This is a genomic window from Rhodococcus rhodnii NBRC 100604, assembly GCF_001894925.1.
GTDB lineage: Bacteria > Actinomycetota > Actinomycetes > Mycobacteriales > Mycobacteriaceae > Rhodococcus_F > Rhodococcus_F rhodnii.
Window position 1 is genome coordinate 52,087 of sequence record NZ_BCXD01000027.1, and the last position, 18,394, is coordinate 70,480.

Annotated in this window: 6 protein-coding genes; 2 read left to right on the forward strand and 4 right to left on the reverse strand. The window is 72.7% G+C overall.

Going from position 1 to position 18,394, the window contains the following annotated elements:
• Positions 1 to 32: 32 nt before the first annotated feature.
• Entirely contained in the window at positions 33 to 13,844 is a 13,812-nt protein-coding gene (locus tag RR1_RS17735; protein ID WP_010838766.1) for a non-ribosomal peptide synthetase, read from the reverse strand.
• A 210-nt stretch (positions 13,845 to 14,054) separates the two neighbouring features.
• Between RR1_RS17735 and RR1_RS17740 the strand changes: the two genes are divergently transcribed.
• Together RR1_RS17740 and RR1_RS17745 are read left to right on the forward strand one after the other, a co-directional pair.
• A complete protein-coding gene (locus RR1_RS17740) occupies positions 14,055 to 15,896 on the forward strand; it encodes a DUF4012 domain-containing protein (RefSeq protein WP_010838767.1) in 1,842 nt (613 codons plus the stop codon).
• A complete protein-coding gene (locus tag RR1_RS17745; RefSeq protein ID WP_143153909.1) occupies positions 15,896 to 16,633 on the forward strand; it encodes an SGNH/GDSL hydrolase family protein in 738 nt (245 codons plus the stop codon). The genes RR1_RS17740 and RR1_RS17745 overlap by 1 nt, the downstream gene beginning before the upstream one ends.
• A gap of 11 nt (positions 16,634 to 16,644) precedes the next feature.
• Here RR1_RS17745 and RR1_RS17750 read toward each other — a convergent pair whose 3' ends face one another.
• Genes RR1_RS17750 through RR1_RS17760 form a run of 3 tightly spaced genes read right to left on the reverse strand, consistent with a single transcriptional unit; the run spans position 16,645 to position 18,340 of the window.
• Positions 16,645 to 17,229, reverse strand: coding sequence for an RDD family protein (locus tag RR1_RS17750; RefSeq protein WP_010838769.1), 585 nt, complete (start codon positions 17,227 to 17,229; stop codon positions 16,645 to 16,647).
• Between the two features lie 29 nt (positions 17,230 to 17,258).
• The gene (locus RR1_RS17755; protein WP_010838770.1) at positions 17,259 to 17,819 is read right to left on the reverse strand and encodes an RDD family protein; all 561 of its coding nucleotides are present in this window, start codon (positions 17,817 to 17,819) and stop codon (positions 17,259 to 17,261) included.
• A gap of 11 nt (positions 17,820 to 17,830) precedes the next feature.
• Positions 17,831 to 18,340, reverse strand: coding sequence for an RDD family protein (locus tag RR1_RS17760; RefSeq protein ID WP_071990747.1), 510 nt, complete (start codon positions 18,338 to 18,340; stop codon positions 17,831 to 17,833).
• Positions 18,341 to 18,394: the final 54 nt, after the last annotated feature.

An 18,394-nucleotide genomic window follows, 5' to 3' on the forward strand; every position in this document is an offset into this window, starting at 1 on the left:
TCTCGGTGGGGCGATACGTCGGTCTCGGGCGCTCACGTGGAGTCGAGCGCGTCGTGTGTCGGCAACCGCACGAGGGCACCGAGGTGCTCGGGGTCCGCCAGTTCGTGGTGGTCGGCGTCGACGCGGTGTTCGGTGACGAGCGGCCCGAGTCGTCCGTCCCACGCCGCGACGGGCTCGGGGTGGTACGCGAGTGCGCGAGTCGCCGTGACGAAGTCGATCGGCCCGGGGAACGGCCGCGGGACGTGCGCGGGCGCGAGTTCGCGCAGCCGGGAGACGACGGCGTCGATCCGGTCGGCGGTGTCGTCGGGGAGGGCGACGGACGCGGCGAGTGCGCGTGCCGCCTCGCGGAACTCGGCGTCGGCGCCGCCCGCGTCCGGGGCGAGTGCGAAGAACTCGGGTGGGACGGTGTCGAGGAGAACGAGCGAGGCGACCTGCTCGCCGGCGTCGGTGAGCTGGACGGCCATCTCGTGGGCGACGAGTCCGCCGAGCGACCAGCCGAGCAGGTGGTACGGCCCGGTCGAGGCGACTGCGGTGACGGCCCGCACGTAGAAGGCCGCGAGTTCGGTGATGCTCGCGGGCGCCGCGGGCAGCGCACTCGCCTGCACGCCGTAGACGTCGCGGCCGCCCGCGACCTCCACGAGGCCCACGTAGCACCAGGCGAGTCCGCCCGCCGGGTGGATCGCGAACAGCGGGGCGCCGTCGCCGTGTCCGCCCAGGTGAACGACGGTGCCGAGAAGTGCTGTGAGGTCACCGTTTTCGGGTAGGCCCTCGTCGATGGCCGAGGCGAGCGCGGCCACGGTCGGGTTCGCGAAGACCGCCGCGACGGGCACGGGTGCACCGAGCGCCTCCTGCAGCCGCGTCGCGACGCGCGGCACCGCGAGGGAGTCGCCGCCGATCTCGAAGAACGAGTCGAGGGCGCCGACCTGCGCGGCCCGCGCGACCTCCGCGAAGACGTCGGCGACGACGAGTTCGGTCGCCGACCGGGGCGCCACGAGCGGGGCGGGCTCGTCGGCGGGCGGCGCCTCGGGGACGGCCAGTGAACCGGTCCACTCGGCGACGGCGCGCCCGGGGTGCCCGACGACCTCGGCGAGCAGGTCGGCGTAGCGCCGCGCAAGGCGCTGGGCCGTCGCGACGTCGAACGCCTCGGTCGAGTACGTCAGCACGACCTCGCCGGCCCGGCGGTCGAGGGTGAAGAACAGCTCGGAGCGCGCGACGGGGAGCGCGATCTCCTCGACGGTGACGGTCAGGTCCGCTGCCGGTGGGACGTCGAACGTGAAATCGTCGAGCGCCACGGCGATCTGGGGGTGGCCGGGCAGCAGCGGCGCGACCGCGTCGTACGGGGTGTCGGCGTGGGCGAAGGCCGAGGTGTCGGCACCTCGGACGGCGACGACATGCTGCTCGGCGGTGCGGCCGACGTCGACGAGCGTGCGGAGCACGACCATGTCGACGAACATGCCTGGGAGCGTGTCGAGTTCGGGTCGGCCGCGGCCCGAGACGGCGGTCGCGATCGCGACGTCGGCGGAGCCGGATTCGTGGGCGCACAGCAGCGCGAGGACGGCGTGCGCGACGACGAACTCCGTTGTTCCCGCCCGCGCCGCGAACTCTGCGACTCCACGTGCGACGTGCGGGGCGAGCGGCACCCGCACCGCGGTCGCCGGGGTGTCGGGCCGCAGCTCCACCTCGCGGTCACGAGGAATCGGTGCGACCGAACGTAGTCCGGCGAGACGCGCACGCCAGTACGACGTGTCGATGCTCTGCCGTGCCTCCCACAGCGCGTGATCGGCCACCTGGATCGCGGGCGGCGGAATGTCCTGCAGGGCGCCCGCGCGACGAGCGGCGTAGCCGGCGACGAGGTCGCCGAGCAGCGGACGGATCGACCAGCCGTCGACGGCGATGTGGTGCGCCGTGACGGCGAGGACGTGACGCTGCTCCCCCACGCCGTGGAGAACGGCGCGCAGCGGCACTTCGTCGAGCAGACCGAACCCGATGCTCGCGGCGCGGTGGATCGCGTCGGGATCGACCGTGCCGCTCCGGATGTCGAGCGCGACGTGCTCCGGAGCGACGATCTCCTGGAACGGCTCGCCGTCGGGACCGAGCCGGTACCGCGCGCGCAGGACCTCGTGCCGCGTCACGAGGTCCGTGAACGCGGCGCGCAGCGCGGCGACGTCGAGCGGCCCGTCGATCGTGACGAGTCCGGGCAGGACGTGCAGCGACGACGCGGGGTCGCGCTGCGCAGCGATCCACATCCGTTTCTGCGCGCGCGAGAGCGGGATTCGCTCGGGCCGCGCCTCCGGCGTGATGGCCCCACCCCGCGGCAGGGCGTCCACCGCCGCGGCGAGGTCGTGGACGACGGGGGCGCCGAAGACCAGGCCGAGGGGCACCGAGCGCTCCGTCGCCGCGCCGAGCCGCGCGACGAGCCGGGTCGCGGTGAGCGAAGTTCCGCCGGCACCGAAGAAGTCGGTGTCCGAACCGATCTCGTCGAGGTCCCGCTCGAGCACGGCCGCGAACGCCGCGGCGACGAGACGCTGTGTGTCGGTCGTGAGGGGCCGGGCCGCCGACGCTGCGGGCAGTGCCCGTTCGTCGAGTTTGCCGTTCGCGGTGAGCGGGAGCGCGGTGAGCGACGTGACGACCGGCGGCACCCGCAGCGCCGGGACGGCGCCGTGCAGAGCGGCGGCGACGGTGCTCGTGGCAGCATCGCCGACGACGTAGCACCGCAGGTCGCCGCCGGTCACCGTGACGGCGGCGGCGGTGACGCCCGGGACCGCGCGCGCGACGGCGTCGAGCGCACCGAGTTCGACGCGGATGCCGCGTACCTTCGCCTGACGATCGAGGCGTCCCCCGAACTCGACCGAGCCGTCGGCACGCGCGACGACGCGATCACCCGTCCGGTAGCGGCGCGCGCCACCCGGCGCGGCGACGAAGCGAGCCGCCGTCGTCGCGGGATCGCCGAGATATCCGAGCGCGAGCCCGTCGCCGTCGAGATACAGCTCGCCGGCACCGCCGACCACGACGGACCGCAGCGCAGGATCGAGAACGCGCGCACTCGTGCCGGGCACGGGCCGGCCGAGTCCGGCTCCCGCGGGGCCGGTCAGCGCCACGACGGTCGACTCCGCCGGTCCGTAGGAATCGACGACGACACAGTGGCTCCACTCCGCCGCGAGGCTCGCGGGCAGCGCTTCCCCGCCGCACACGACGTGCCGGACCGACGGCACCGCGGCGGGATCGAGTGTCGCGAGGATCGACGGCGTCGCGACGACGTGGGTCACCGCGTGTTCCGCGATCACGTCGGCGAGCGGCGGTCCGGCGAAGGCGTCCTGCGGTGCGACGACGAGCGTCGCGCCCGATCCGGCGGCCGCGAGCAGCGGGTACAGCGCGGCGTCGAACGCGGTGCCGAGCCCGAACAGCACGCGGTCGCCCGGGGCGAGCCCGTGGGCGGCCGTCGCGGCGAACGCGGCGACGCCGCGGTGCGGGACCGCGACGAAACGCGGTGTGCCCGTGGTCCCGGAGGTCGCGACGACGTACGCGACGCCCGCGAGGTCGCCGAGCGGTGCGACGGCGTCGGGATCGGCCGCCGTGAACGTCGCGCCCGCGAGCGCTGCCGCCCACACGTCGACGACGAAGCGCCCCGATCGCTCCGCGGGCAGACCCGCGAGGGATCCCGGTGCGAGCGCGAGCGCGCGTCCGTGCTCGCGGGCTGCGGCGAGCAACGCGCGATAGGTGATCGCAGTACCGTCCGCGACGAGCGCGACGGCATCGGGGTGGGCCGCCGCGGCACGCACGAGCACGTCGCCGAACGTCCTGGGCGCGACGGCATCCGTGCGCATCGGCTCGGCGCGGCGCAGCGGCACGTCCGCGGGGTCGGCCCCGGGATCGGCGACGAGCGCCGTGAGCATCGCGACGACGTGCTCGGCGAGCGTGCGCGTGACGTCACGGCTCGCGCCCCGGCAGCGGACCCGGAGCTCGAGTGCGTCCGATGCGCCGGAGGTCGCGTGGATGTGGACGGGCGCGAGCATCGCGTCGCCGCCGCGCACCTCGACACGCGCCCCGGCGAAGCCACCGAAATCCGGCAACGCGGCGACGTCGTCGTGTCCCAGCGAGACCTGGGGCGCACCCGCGGCCGCGACGATCCGCCCGTACGGCACGTCGGCATGGGCGATCGCGGCGAGCTGGGCGGCGCGGACCTCGCGTGCGGCCTCGCGCAACGTCGCGGCGTCGCCGAGCCGCGTGCGGACGAGGATAGGTGCGACGTACATGCCGACGGCGTCGTGCGATGCCGGGCCGCGCCCCGAGGTCACGGTCGCGATCGTGAGGTCGGTTGTGCCGGAGAGCCTTCCGAGAGCGGCGGCGACCGCGGTGTGCAGCACCGCGAGCAGCGTCGTTCCCTCCTCGCGCGCGAACGCGGCAGCGCCTTCGGCGGTCCGGACGGGAATCGAGACGGTCACGCTCGCGTCGTCGTCGGCGCCGTAGGTCGGCAGCGGGGCGAGCGTCGTCGCGGCGTCCGCGAAGGTCTCGCGCCAGAAGGTGTCGTCGACGGTGGCGGCGGCCTCGCGGACCGCGACGTCGGCGGGCTGCACGGGCGCCGCACCGAAGCGGGGCGCCGTGCCCGCACTCCGCGCGGCGTACGCCGTCGTGAGGTCGTGGAGCAGCGGCGGCACCGACGCGCCGTCGGTCGCGATGTGATGGACGACAGCGACGACGACGGTCTCCGACTCGGCGCGCAGCAGCGTCACGTGCACCGGTGGTGCTGCGGTGACGTCGAACTCGCGGGCCGCGAGCGCGTCGACGGTCGCCTCGAGGTCGCACGTCTCGACGCTGCACTCCTCGACGGGGACGGTGAACTCCGGCAGGACGTCCTGCCACGGCACGCCGTCGTCGCCCACGGGGAAACGCGTCCGCAGCGACTCGTGTCGCGCCGCGACGTCGCGGAACGCGGCGCCGAGCAGGTCGCCGTCGAGGTCGGCGCTCGTCCGCACGACGACGGGCACGGTGTACGCCGACGGATCGATGCGGGCCGCGATCCAGATGCGGTGCTGCGCAGCGGTGAGCGGCGGGCGGTCGGGTCGTGCGAGATCCGGTGCCGGCGCCGGCGCGTGCGCGGCGAGCGCGGCGGCGAGTGTGCGGGGCGTGGGGTTCTCGAAAACGAGGCGAACGGGCACGTCCACGCCGAGCGCGGTCTCGAGCAGTGCCGTGAGAGCCGTCGCCGTGAGGGACGTGCCGCCGGCGCGAAAGAAGTCGCCGTCGCGGCCGACGGTGACGCCGAGGAGTTCGCGGACGGCATCCGCGACGACGCGTTCGTCGCCGGTGGCGGGAGGCTCACCGGCATCGAGCGCGGGATCGGGCAGCGCGCCGTGGTCGATCTTGCCGTTGGCGGTGCGCGGCAACGCCCCGACCGCGACGACGGGAATCGACCTCGTGCCCGGTTCGTGGGCGAGCGCGCGCCGCACGGCCGCGACGTCACCGGCGACGTACGCGACGATCGTGCCGCCCCGCACCGTGGCGGCGCACCCGCGCACACCGGCGACGGCCGCGATCCGCGCTTCCAGTCCGTCGAGTTCGGTACGCACACCGTTGATCTGGACCTGCCGGTCGCTTCGGCCGAGGTACACGACGGTGCCGTTCGCACGGCGCCGCACGAGGTCGCCGGTCCGGTACCGCACCGCGCCGCCGGGTGCCGCGACGAACCGCACCGCGGTGGTGGCGGGGTCGCCGAGATAGCCGCGTGCGACGCCCACACCGGAGACGTAGAGCTCACCGATTCCCTCTGCGGGCACCGGCCGGAGCGCGGCGTCGAGTGTCTCGGCGGTGGTGCCGCGGATCGGGCGGCCGATCGTGCCGGGGTCGGTGTGCACGTGCGCGAGGGTCGACACGACGGTCGCCTCACTCGTGCCGTACGCATCGACGAGCAGCCGTCCTCGGCTCCATCGTTCGGCGAGGGCACGAGGCAGCGGTTCGCCGCCGACACCCACGACACGCACGCCCGTCATCTCGTCCGGGTCGAGCGTCGTCAGCACCGAGGGAGTCGAGAGAACATGCGTCACAACGATGTTCGCGACGAATCGCGACAGCTCGGGCCCGGAGTCGACATCGTCGGACGCCACGACGAGGCACGCGCCGGACGCGATCGCGAGGAGGATCTCGAGCAGCGCGGCGTCGAAGGTCGGGCGGTAGGCGTGCAGCACGCGATCGCCGGGACCGACGCGGTAGTGCTCGACGGCCGCCGCCGCGAGCGACGCGATTCCCGACGCCGTGACGGCGACGGGACGCGGCGTTCCGGTCGTGCCGGAGGTGTGCACGACGTACGCGAGTCCGTGTGCGTCGTTGCGCTGTTCGGCTGCGGCGATGCCCGAGCCGGGACTGTAGGCGGCCCCCGTCGCCGCGATCGCGAGCATCTCGACGACGAACTCGATTCCGCGGCCGAACGGAATCGGGACGATCCAGCCGGGGCCGACGCCGTCACGACGCAGCACCTCGGCCCGTTCGTGGACGCGCGCGGCGAGGTCGCGGTACCGCAGCTCGGCGACGCCGTCGGTGAGCGCGGGCCGGTCCGCGTGGACCGCCGCGGTCGCCGCGAACAGGTCGGCGAGCGCCGTCTCGGGTGCGGCGTCGCCGCCGGGCACCGGAGCGCCGTCGCCACGTCCGAGCCCTGCGACCACGGTCTCGGGGCTCGCCGCCGCCTCCGCGAGGACGTCCGCGACGAGCGACACGACCGCCGTGACGAGGTCGGCGTCGTAGCGGCCGGTGTCGTACTCGGCGGTGAGGTCGACCGCACCGTCGCGGTGGGTCACGTGCAGATGCAGGTCGAATTTCGTTGCACCGGTGGGGACGTCGCCGATCGCGACGGTGACGTCGCCCAGCGCCAGCGGCTCGGGCGGCGTGCCGACGCCGAGCGCGATCGGGGGAACGTCCGCGCCGTCCACCGGAGCGTCGAGTGTCGCCGCGGCGAGATCGCGTGCGAACCGGGCGAAGGTGGCCGCGTCCGGGACGGTCGCCGCGAGGGCAGCGGTGTCGACGAACATGCCGACGGTGTCGGTGGCGTGGAGGCGATCGGCCACCGCCGAGGCGACGACGACGTCGCGGCTACCGCCGAGGCGCGCGAGTGCGATCGCGAATGCTGCGTGTGCGGCGGAGAAGACGGTGACGCCCGCGGTCCGAGCGAGTGCCCGCACGTCGACGGGCGCGGTGCGGCGGATCGTTCCCGCGACGCCGGTCCGCGGCCCGACGGCGTGCAGGGTCGCCGCCGCGACGGGTGCCGCCGCACTCGGCTCCGGGACTGAGCTCGTACGCTCACGCAGCGCGTGATCGACGGGCTGCCCGACCTGCTCCCACTGCGGCGCGACGCCCGCCGTGCGCGCGCCGTACGCGTGGACGAGGTCGAGGCCGAGTCGCCGCAGCGACCATTCGTCCACCGCGATGTGGTGTGCGGTGACGTGCAGGATCCACCGCGTGTCCGCGCGTTCGAGGTGGAGCCGGACCGGCGCGCTGTTCGCGAGAACGAAGGGCCGCGTGACGAAGTCGGGTCCTGGTGGGCCGTCGCCACCCGGAACGAGACGGGCATCGGCCGCGACGTCCTGATAGGGCGTGCCGTCGGGGCCGAGCGGATAGCGGGTCCGCAGCGCCTCGTGCCGGCCCACGATGTCGTCGATCGCGCACCGCAACGCGGCGACGTCGACCGGGCCGTCGAACGCGACTGTGCCCGCGACGTGCAGAGCCGTGGATTCGGGGTCGAGCCGGTGTGCCGACCACATGCGGTGCTGGCTCCGGGTGAGCGGTGGGCGCTCGGGGCGGTCGACGGGCGCGGCGACCGGCGCGTGCGCGGGGCGGTCGGCGAGGACCGCGGCGAGCGACGCGACGGTGGGGTTCTCGAAGACGTCGCGGATCCCGACGGCGAGCTCCGTCGTCCGTGTGATCGCGCTCGCGAGCCGCGTCGCGGCGATCGAGTCGACGCCGAGCTCGAACAGGTCCGTGTCGACGTCGACCGCACCGACCCGGACGACCTCCGTGACGGCACGGGCGATCGCCGATTCGAGCGCGGTCCGCGGCCCCGTGACGATGACGTGCGCGGCGACCTCGGTGGGTAGCGCATCCCGGTCGAGCTTGCCGTTGGTGGTGCGCGGCAGGGCGCCCAGGAGCATCGCCGCGGACGGGACCAGATGGTTCGGCAGCACGGCGCGGGCGTGGGCGAGCACCGCCGACGACTCGAGTTCGGGATCGGCCGCGACGACGTATGCCACGAGCACCGGGCCGGAGCCGAGATCGCGCGCCGCGACGGCGGCGGTGTCGATACCGGGATGCGCGCGCAGCGCGTACTCGACCTCGGCGGGCTCGACGCGGTGCCCGCGGATCTCGAGCTGCGCGTCGGTGCGGCCGAGGTACTCCAGGACGCGGCCGTCGGTCACGGTGGCGCGGACGCGGTCGCCCGTCCGGTACATCCGTTCGCCCGCGACGAACGGGTCGGCGACGAACCGCGTCGTGGTGAGCCCCGGCCTGCCCCGGTACCCGCGCGCGAGCTGGCGGCCGGCGACGTAGAGCTCGCCCGCGGTGCCGGGCGGGACGGGTGCGAGCGCGGCGTCGAGCACGTACGTGCGCAGCCCGGGCAGGGCCGAGCCGATCGCGCGCTGCCCGTCCGCGACGTCGTGGCGGGTCACGTGGACCGCCGTCTCGGTGATGCCGTACATGTCGACGACGTGTACGTCCGGGTGCCGGGTGCGCCACCCCTGCACGGCGTCGTGATCGAGGGCTTCGCCACCGAAGATGATGCGCCGCAACGAGTCCGGTACGTCGTGATGTACGATGCGGCCGAACGCGGTGGGCGTCTGGTCGAGGATCGTCACGCGTTCGCGGTGCAGCAGCGCCACGAGGTCGTCCGGGTTGCGGGCGACGTCGGTGCCGACCACGACGACGCGTCCGCCCGTCGTGAGCGGCGCCCACATCTCCCACACCGCGAAGTCGAACGACGCCGAGTGCGCCATCGTCCACACGTCGTCGGGGCCGGCGTCGAGGCCGGTGTTCGCGAGGAGCGACAGCACGGCGGCGTGATCGACGACGACGCCCTTGGGCAGCCCCGTAGAGCCCGAGGTGTGGACGACGTAGGCAGCACCCGCGGCGGGCGGCGGCAGGGGCGCGTCGGCGTGGGCGTCGACGGGCAGCGCGCGTACGCCGCCGGAGTCCACGCCCGAGGGGAGGTCGCCGATCACCGCGACGGGGCGCGCGTCGTCGAGCAGGTACTGCAGCCGCGCGTCCGGGTAGGCGAGGTCGAGCGGGAGATAGGCGGCTCCCGCACGCACGACGGCGACGAGTGCGACGACGAGGTCCACCGATCTGGCCACCGCGACACCGACGACGTCGCCGCGCCTCACACCGGCGGCGACGAGTGCCGCGGCGAGACCACGCGAGCGGGCCTCGAGCCGGCCGTACGTCAGGGTCTCGTCACCGGCGACGACGGCGACCGCGTCGGGGTCGAGTGCGGCGCGCCGCTCGAACGCCTCGCCGAGCGTCGTCGCCTCCGGCTCGTGCCACGGCGCGCCGTCGCGTGCCGCGTGCTCGGCGGGGGTCAGCGTGTCGATGCGCGCGACGGGCGTCCGCGGGTCGGCGACGACGGCGGCGAGGATGCGGCGCCAGCGCTGCGCCCACACGTCGACGGTGTCGCGGTCGAGGGCGCGTGCGGCGAACGCGAACCGGAAGTCGAGTGCGCCGGGCTCGTCGTGACTGTCGACGGCGTGGACCTCGAGGTCGAATCGCGCGATCGGCAGCGTCTCCTCGCGCGCGGCGATCCCGTGCTCGGCGAGCCGCGCGAGGACGGGCGACGCGTACTCGTCGTACGCGAAGATCACCTGGAACACGGGATGCGCGCCCGAGACCCGCGGCGGTGCCAGCGCGTCGACGACGGCGTCGAACGGCAGCTCCGCATGCGCGAACGCCCCGAGCACGGCGGCGCGTCCTGCGGCGAGCAGGTCGGCGAACGGGCGGTGCGGGTCGATCGTCGAGCGCAGTGCCACGGTGCCGACGAAGGTCCCGACGACGTCGTCGAGTGCCGGATCGCTGCGTCCCGAGGTGGGGGTGCCGATCGCGAAATCGGTGTCGCCCGAGAGCTTGTGCATGAGGACGGCGAGCGTCGCGTGCAGCAGGACGAACAACGTCACGCCGCTCTCCGCGGCCAGGGCGTCGAGCGCGGCGCGGTCGGCTGCGGGGATGCGCCACGCCACCGACTGAGCGACGGGCGACGCGCCCGTCGGCCTGGGCCGATCGAGCGGCAGCGCGACGGTCGCGGGCAGTCCGTCCAGAGTGCGCCGCCAGTACCGGATCTCGCGCGCCGCGAGGCTACCGGGATCACGCGGATCGCCGAGCGACTCCGTCTGCCACCACGCGAAGTCGGTGTAGTGCACGGGAAGTGCGTCCCACTGCGGCTGCTCACCCGCTGCCCTGGCCGCGAAGGCCGTCGCCGCGTCGCGGGCGAGCGGCGCGAGCGAGAGGCCGTCGAACGCGATGTGGTGCGTCACGACGAGCAGCTCCAGCGCGTCGCCCGGGGAACCGACGACCGCGATGCGCAGCGGCGCCTGCGCCTCGAGGTCGAGTCCTTGCAGGATGTACGCGGTCTTTTCGTCCGCGGCGATCGTGTCGATCTCGATCGCGGGTTCGCGCACCACCTGGACGGGCTCGCCGTCGACGAACGCGACGACGGTGCGCAGTGCGCGGTGCCGCGTCACGAGGTCGAGGGCGACGGCGCGGACGACGTCGACGCTCACCGCGGCGGGGAGTTCGACGGTGAACGGCATCGCGTAGCGGGGCGAGTCGAGCTGGCCGAGCACCCACATCCGGCGCTGTGCGGGCGAGAGCGGGGCCGGGCCGTCGCCGCGTGCGGTGAGCGGTTGCCGTTCGCCCTCGCGCGCGTCGATCCGCGCCGCGAGCGATTCGACAGTGGGCGACTCGAAGACGTCGCGCAGGCTCACGCGCCGGCCCGTCAGGGCGGCGAGCCGGGCGACGAGTTGCGTTCCGGTGAGCGAGTTTCCGCCGGCGGCGAAGAAGTCGGAGTCGGCGCCGAGCGTGGCGATATCGAGGCCGAGGACGTCGGCGACGGTCTGCGCGACGAGCCGTTCGGTCTCGGTGTGCGCGGCGCGATCTGCTCCGCTGCGCGGCGCGGGCAGCGCGGCGCGGTCGGTCTTGCCGTGCGCGGTGAGCGGGAGGGCGTCGAGCACGGTGACGACGGGAACCATGTGCCGCGGCAGCCGCGCGAGACAGTGGGCGCGCAGGTCCGCCGCGTCGAGCCGCGTGCCCCGGTCACCGACGACGTACGACGCGAGCACGTCGTCGCGGATCAGCGTCACGGACGACGCGACACCGCTCACCTCGCGCAGCACGGCGTCGATCTCGCCGGGTTCGATGCGATGGCCGTGCACCGTGAGCTGATCGTCCGATCGGCCCGCGAAGGTGAGCGTGCCGTCGGCACCCACCGCGACGAGATCCCCCGTGCGGTACATCCGCTCGCCGTCGCTCGTGGCGACGAACCGGCTCGCGGTGAGCGCGGCGTCACGATAGCCGCGCGCGAGCGAGTCGCCCGAGAGGTACAGCTCGCCGATGCCGCCCGGCGGCACCGCCCGCAACTGCCGGTCGAGGACGCGCGCGGTGGTCCCGGGGACGGGGCGACCCAGTTCCGGGCTGCGATCGAGCGGTGCGCTCAGCAGCGTCGTGACGGTCGCCTCGCTCGGGCCGTAGCCGTCGAGCAGGACGACGGAGCGGGCCCACCTGTCGACGGCCTCCTGCGGGACTGCCTCGCCACCGAGGTCGAGGTAGCGCAGGTGCGGCGTCCGGCCGAGGCTGGCCGCGACGGTCGGAGTGATGATGGCGTGGGTGACGCGCTCGCGGTCGAGCAGATCCGTGAGTTCGTCTCCCGCAGTGGCCCCCTCGGGGGCGACGACGAGCGTCGCGCCGTGGGCGAGGGCGACGAGCGTCTCCTCGAGCGCCATGTCGAACGCCGGTGACGCGACGTGCAGGACGCGATCGCCGGGACCGACGGGGAACACCTCACGCCGTGCGTGCGCGAGCGCCGCCACGCCCCGATGTGGCACGACGACGACCTTGGGCCGGCCCGTCGATCCCGAGGTATGGACGATGTAGGCCGCTGCGTCGGGGTGCCAGGGCGGCGGTACGAAGGCGGTTCCGGTGGCGTCGGGCGCGACCCGCACGGCGCCGGGCGGCACGGCGCCGGGGTCGTGCGTGACGACGACGCGCGCCTCCGTACCGGTGAGCATGTCCCGGACGCGCTGCTCCGGGTACGCGGGGTCGACGGGCACGTACACCCCGCCCGCGGCGGACACGGCCAGCCGCGCGACGACGGACTCCGCCGACCGCGGCAGCACCACCGCGACGGGCACCTCCGGCCCGACGCCGTGCTCGCGGAGTGCGGCGGCGAGTGCCGTGACTCGCTCGGCGAGTACGCGATACGTGAGCGTCACGGTGCCGCAGCGCACGGCGTCGTCGTCGGGTGCACCGGCGACGAGAGCATGCACCGGTGCCGGCTCGGGTGGGGCGGCACCGCGTGCGGGGACGAGGGCGGCGCGTTCGTCGTCGGCGAGCAGTGAGAGCGTCCGTTCGGGCGCGTCCCACTCGGCGGTGAAGGCATCGAGATAGCGCACGAAGCGGTCGAGATGGCACGTGAGATCGGCGGGCGAATACAGCGCCGGGTTGCCTTCGAGATCGACGCGCAGGCCGCCGTCGATTGCCGGATAGATGTCGAGGGCGAGATCGTCGACCAGTCCCGTCGAGAGCAGCCGGAACGACGCCGTGGTCTCGCCGAGCACGATCTCCGACTGGAACGCCATGACGTTGACGGCGGGCCCGAAGTCGCGCAGCCGGCCGTCGCCCCGTCGTACGATCTCGGCGAACGGATACCGCTGGTGCCGCAGGATGCCGGTGAGGGCGGTGCGCGTACGGGTCACGAGCTCGCGGGGCGTCACGCCGGGGTGGACCGCGACGACGAGCGGCAGGACGTTGGACACGGCTCCCGCAGAGCGGCGTGCGGCGGCGGTCGTGCGACCCGAGACCGGGATGCTGAGCGCGACGTCGTCGGTGCCGGTGAGCCGCCCGACGTACGCCGCGAACGCGCCGACGACGACGGGCACGTCGGAGCCGGCCGTCGCCGCGTGCCCGGCGATCCGGGCGGTGAGGGCCCGGTCGAGCGTCGTGCGCGCGAGCGCAGGAAGCGTCGAGGGAGGCGCCGAGGCACGGGCGACGCGCGGCGGATCGGGCAGCTCCGGGATGCGCTCGCTCCAGTACCGCTCGTCGGCGTCGTACCGCGTGCTCGCCCGGTAGCGGGCGTCCTCGTCGGCGAGCGCCGCGAGGGTGAGCGCGCCCGCGGGCGGCGGCTCCGTGCCCGCCTGCAGGTGCGTGTAGATCTCGGCGACGCGGCGGGTCAGTGCCATCGCACCACTGCCGTCCATGAGCAGGTGATGGACGCGCGAGTACCAGTACCAGTGCGCGTCGCCGAGCCGCAGCAGCGTGGCGGCGATCGGCCGCTCCGCGAACGGATCTCGGACGCGGGTGATGTCGGTGCGCATCCACGTCTGTGCGGTGGCCTCGGGATCCGGCCGATCGCGCAGATCCAGGTAGCCCATCGCGTCGTCGATGTCGGGGACGATCCGCAGCCATGGCTCGCCGCCGGTGTCGACGAGTTCGACGGTGGGCGACTCGAGTTCGCGACTGCCGCGATCGGATGCACGTCGCAGCAAATCGACATCGAGATCACCGAGAACCTCGACGTACTGTCCGATATCGAACGTTTCTCCGGGGTTGGCCTGCTGCAGGTGCCAGAGCCCGCGCTGGGTGGCCGACAACGCGAACTCCACCGTCACCGCCCCCCTGCTCCGGCCGTACCGCGGGGGTGATCGTGTCCGCGAGACGGTGTATGAATAGTCATCCGACGAGGTCGACGCCACCGAGGAAGTTTTCGCTTCAAGTGGTGCGGCTCGATATTCAGAGGATAGTGAGCGGGTCCGACACGCTCCACAGCAGTGCCGAACGTGAGAGTGGGGTCACACCCTCCGAGGAAGAGACGAGAGAGCGTGAACGAGAGCGAGGAACGGGCCGGCGCGGCCCCCGGCGGCGCGTCGCGAGACCCCGCGCACACCTCCCGCAATCGTCGCGCGCTGGGGTTGGGGCTTGCCGGGATCGTCGTCGTCGGGCTGGTCTGCGCCGGGTGGATCGGGTGGTCGGCGCTGGAGGCGCGCGATGCGCTCTACGCCGCACGCGACGACGCCACTCGCGCCAAGGATGCGCTGCTCAGCGGCGATGCGGACACCGCCCGCGCTGCGAGCGTGACCGCATCCACCGAGGCCGCTCGCGCCGTCGACCTCACCAGTGGCGTCGTGTGGTCCGCCGCCTCGGCGGTGCCGTGGCTCGGTTCGCCGTTCGCGTCGACCCAGCAGATGACGGCGATCGTCCACGGGCTCACCGCCGACGTCCTGACGCCCGCCGTCGACGCCGGGACGGCGCTGTCGCCCGCGCGGATGCTCGGACAGGCGGGGGCCGTCGATCTGCAGGCGCTGCGCGACGCCGAACCCGCCCTCGCTACCGCCGCCGCGGCCGCCGCGGACCTCGACGCACGCGCGCAGGCCGTGCCCGAGCCCGCGTACCTCGGTGCGATCACCGACGCACGCACGCAGCTCGCCGAGCAGACCGCCGAACTCGACTCGTTGCTCACCGTGACGGCGACTGCGGCTCGCATCGCGCCGGGGCTGCTCGGTGCCGACGGGCCACGGACGTACTTCCTCGCGTTCCAGACCAACGCCGAGGCACGGGGCACCGGCGGACTCGTCGGCGGCTTCGGCATCGTCCGTGCCGACGGCGGCCGGATCACCGTCGACGATCTCGGTACGAACGTCGAGTTGCCCGCGTCCGATCCGCGGACCGGCCGGCCGCCCGAGGTCACCGAACCTGTGGATCTCGGCCCCGAGTTCGCGCAGCAGTGGGGCGGCACCGGCGCTGCCCAGGACTTCCGGAACTCGAATCTCAGTGCGCACTTCCCGTATGCCGCGCAGATCTGGCGGTCGATGTGGGCGCACGAGTCCGGTGACGTCGTGGACGGTGCGATCGCCACCGATCCCGTTGCGCTGTCGTACATTCTCGGCGCCACCGGGCCGGTGACGCTGCCGGACGGGCGCGTCGTCACGGGGGAGAACGTCGTGGAGCTCACGCAGTCGACGCTGTATCAGGAGTTCGCGGACGACAATACGGGCCGCAAGCGGTACCTGGAGACGATCGCCGCGACGGTCGTCGCGAGGATGTCGGGGGCGATGTCGTCGCCGGCCGCGCTGCTCGAAGCGCTGGGTCGCGCGGCGGGCGAGGGACGGCTGTCGGTGTGGAGCGCCGACCCGGACGCGCAGAGCGTGCTCGAGGAGACGCCCCTCGGTGGCGCGATCCCCACCGACGACGCGCCGTACGCCGCGGTCGTCGTCAACAATCACGCGGGCAACAAGCTCGACTACTACCTGCGGCGCGAGATCTCGTACACCGCGCAATCGTGCGACGGCCCGACGCGGGAGTCGAAGGTCACCGTCTCGCTGACGAACGACACTCCATTCACCGAACTCACCGGGTACGTCGCGGGGCAGGCGCAGAATCAGTTGGGTGCGGAGAAGTACACGAACGTCGCGTGGGTGTCGCTGGTGGCGACCAACGGCGCGACACTGACATCGGTCACGGTCGACGACACGCCTGCGTTCGCGTTCACCGGTGCCGAACGAGGACATCCCATGTACGACATCATCGTTCCGATTCCGCGGGGCGAGACCGTGACGTTGCAGTACACGCTCGACGAGCCGACCGCCGCGGGTGCTGCACGGGTTCCCGTGCAGCCGCTCGTCGACGATCCCGTCGTCACCGTCGACGTCCCGGTGTGTGGCTGATGCGGCGTCTGTCCACCGTCGCCGCGACGACGATCGGGTTCTGGGTGTTCATGGCTGTCGGGGTGGTGACGATCGTCGCCGGCACCGTCTATGCATCGGTGCGTCCCGCGCCGGACTCCGACTACGTCTCGACGTACGCGTCGCCTACCGCGGCCGCCGCGGCCCCGGTGCGTGCCGTCGTGCTCGGTGACGCCTACTCCGAGGGCGCGGGCGCCGAGTCGTCCACGCAGGGCTTCGCGATGCAGGTCGGCAGCAAATTCTGTTGGGACACGGTCGTGCTCGGGCAGAGCGGCACCGGATACACTGTCCCGGCCGTGGCATCCGAGGGGCGAGCATCGTTCCCCGATCGTGTGGCGGACGTCGTGGCCGCGAGCCCCGATGTCGTGGTGGTGCAGGGCAGCACGATCGACACCGGTGGCGTCGAGCAGACGGAGGCCGCGTCCGCGGTGTTCGGTGGTCTGCGGGCGGCGCTGCCGCAGGCGTCGATCGTCGCGATCGGGCCGGTCGCGGCACCCGGGGTGGGGCAATCCGATGTGCTCGCGTCGCGCGATGCCGTCGCCGAGGCCGCCCAGGCGCACGGTGTGGTGTTCCTCGACCCCGTCGAGAAGCAGTGGCTCGCGCAGCCGGAGCACTTCACGGACGGTGGCGTCGTCCCCAGCGCCGCAGGGCATACGGCGTTCGCAGAAGCGATCGCTGCAGAGCTGACAACGATGGGTGCCGTTCGCTCAGGTTGCTGAATCAGGTTGGATCAGGCCCGTTCCGGTTCCGGGGATCTCGCCTTCAGGTCGCGGGTGCGGACGGCGCACGGGAATTCGGGGTGGGTGCCGCGCACCTCGTTCGGGAAGTCGAACCCCGAACTCCCACGCTTCCACACCGATTCGGTGGCAGCAGGGATCCCCCGCAACCAAGTCCTCGCCAAGTACGCGAAGTCCGCAGCCTGCCCGTTGTCCGAACGAATGATGCGCAGATCGAACAGCGCCTTACCCACCGTCGTCTGGGTGACGGACTGTAGAACAACGCGATTGGCGAAGGACACGAGAAGATGCCCCGCAAAAGGCGTGACCAGCCCTACCGCGCCTCCCCCGAGCGGCACCGTGACGAACAGCAGTACCAGTACCGCTGCATGGAGCGACCAGTCGACAGCGAATGCGAGCATTCGCCGCAACGTCCGCGGCGACGGGTAGCGGGCATCCCCCCGAGCGCCATGCGGGATAGGCCGTGCATCGAGCTCGGCCTGGAGCCGCGCGTTTTCCGCCAGGATCTTGTCGACGTCGTACCTGACGTCGAAGAACCCCCGGTATCCCTTGTCGTCGGGATCCTGCTCCGTGATCATTAACTCCCCCAGAGTGTTCGGAACTCGCTTTAGATTCGGAGCGGGTCGACCCGGTCACGACGCCGAACCCACCGAACCGGCTCGTGCTTCAAGTCCCGGGTGCGGACGGCGCAAGGATACTTCGGGTTTTTGGAGCCGGTCTCGTCGCCGAGCTCCAAGTTGCTTCGACGGCTGAGGAAGAAGTCGAAAGCGTCGTACAGGCCTTTGAACCACATCCGAGCGAGCAGCCGGAACTGCGGTGGCCCACCGTCCTCGGGACGAATCATCCGGATGTCGGTGACGAACTTGCCGATGGTGGCTCCGCCCGACATCGCTTGCACCACCGTGCGGTCGAGGATCGACGCCGCGGTCCACACAACGAGTGCGACGACGAACGCCGTTCGTTCCGTCGCGACCGTGGAGACCGCAAAGCCCGCACCCAGCCCGATACCGAAATGGACGACGATGTCTATCACGAACGCGATGGATCGCCGGGCCGCACGTGGCGACGGATATCGCGTGTCGCCGTGCGCACCATGAGGAATGAGGCGAATCTCCGGCAGCGCGTAGGGATTCAAGCCAGGGACGAACGAGTCCCAGAGTTGGTTCATGTCGACACTACCTATCCGTCGAGACCGAGCGCGCGCGCCCGACTCTTGATGTCCCGCGTCCGCACAGCACACGGGAACCGGGGGTAGCGTCGCATGACTTCTCCGACTATCGGTTTCGGGCCAGAAAACGACGTGATCGCAGCGACCAATCCGATTCCCCACCACGTGGCAAGGAACTTGAAGTCGGGACGCCCGCCGTCATCCGGGCGGACCATCTCCAGATCGAACAACCTCTTGCCCAGGGTCGTTCGCCATATCGACTGAACAACGACCCGGTGCAGGAACGACACAGCGATCCACGCGAGCAGGGCGATGCCGAACAGAGTCTTCGTGGCCAAATGCGCAGGCAGCAACCCGATCAGGAGACCGAAGAAGACCCCGATGTGCAACAGCCAATCGACGAGAAAGGCCAACCGTCGTCGCATCGCGCGCGGCGACGGGTACCGGTCGTCACCGTACGAGCCGTGCGGCTGGGGCGTGGCTTCGTCCGGCGGCGCCCCTTCGTTGCGATGCACAGTCATCGGCTATTTCTCCGCTGCCTTCTTTACCATCTTCAAGGCATCGATACCACTGAC

Bases quoted from the DNA above. Each gene is read 5' to 3' on its own strand.
- RR1_RS17745 (WP_143153909.1), top strand. From the start codon at position 15,896: ATGCGGCGTCTGTCCACCGTCGCCGCGACGACGATCGGGTTCTGGGTG.
- RR1_RS17750 (WP_010838769.1), bottom strand. From the start codon at position 17,229: ATGATCACGGAGCAGGATCCCGACGACAAGGGATACCGGGGGTTCTTC.
- RR1_RS17760 (WP_071990747.1), bottom strand. From the start codon at position 18,340: ATGACTGTGCATCGCAACGAAGGGGCGCCGCCGGACGAAGCCACGCCC.
- RR1_RS17755 (WP_010838770.1), bottom strand. From the start codon at position 17,819: ATGAACCAACTCTGGGACTCGTTCGTCCCTGGCTTGAATCCCTACGCG.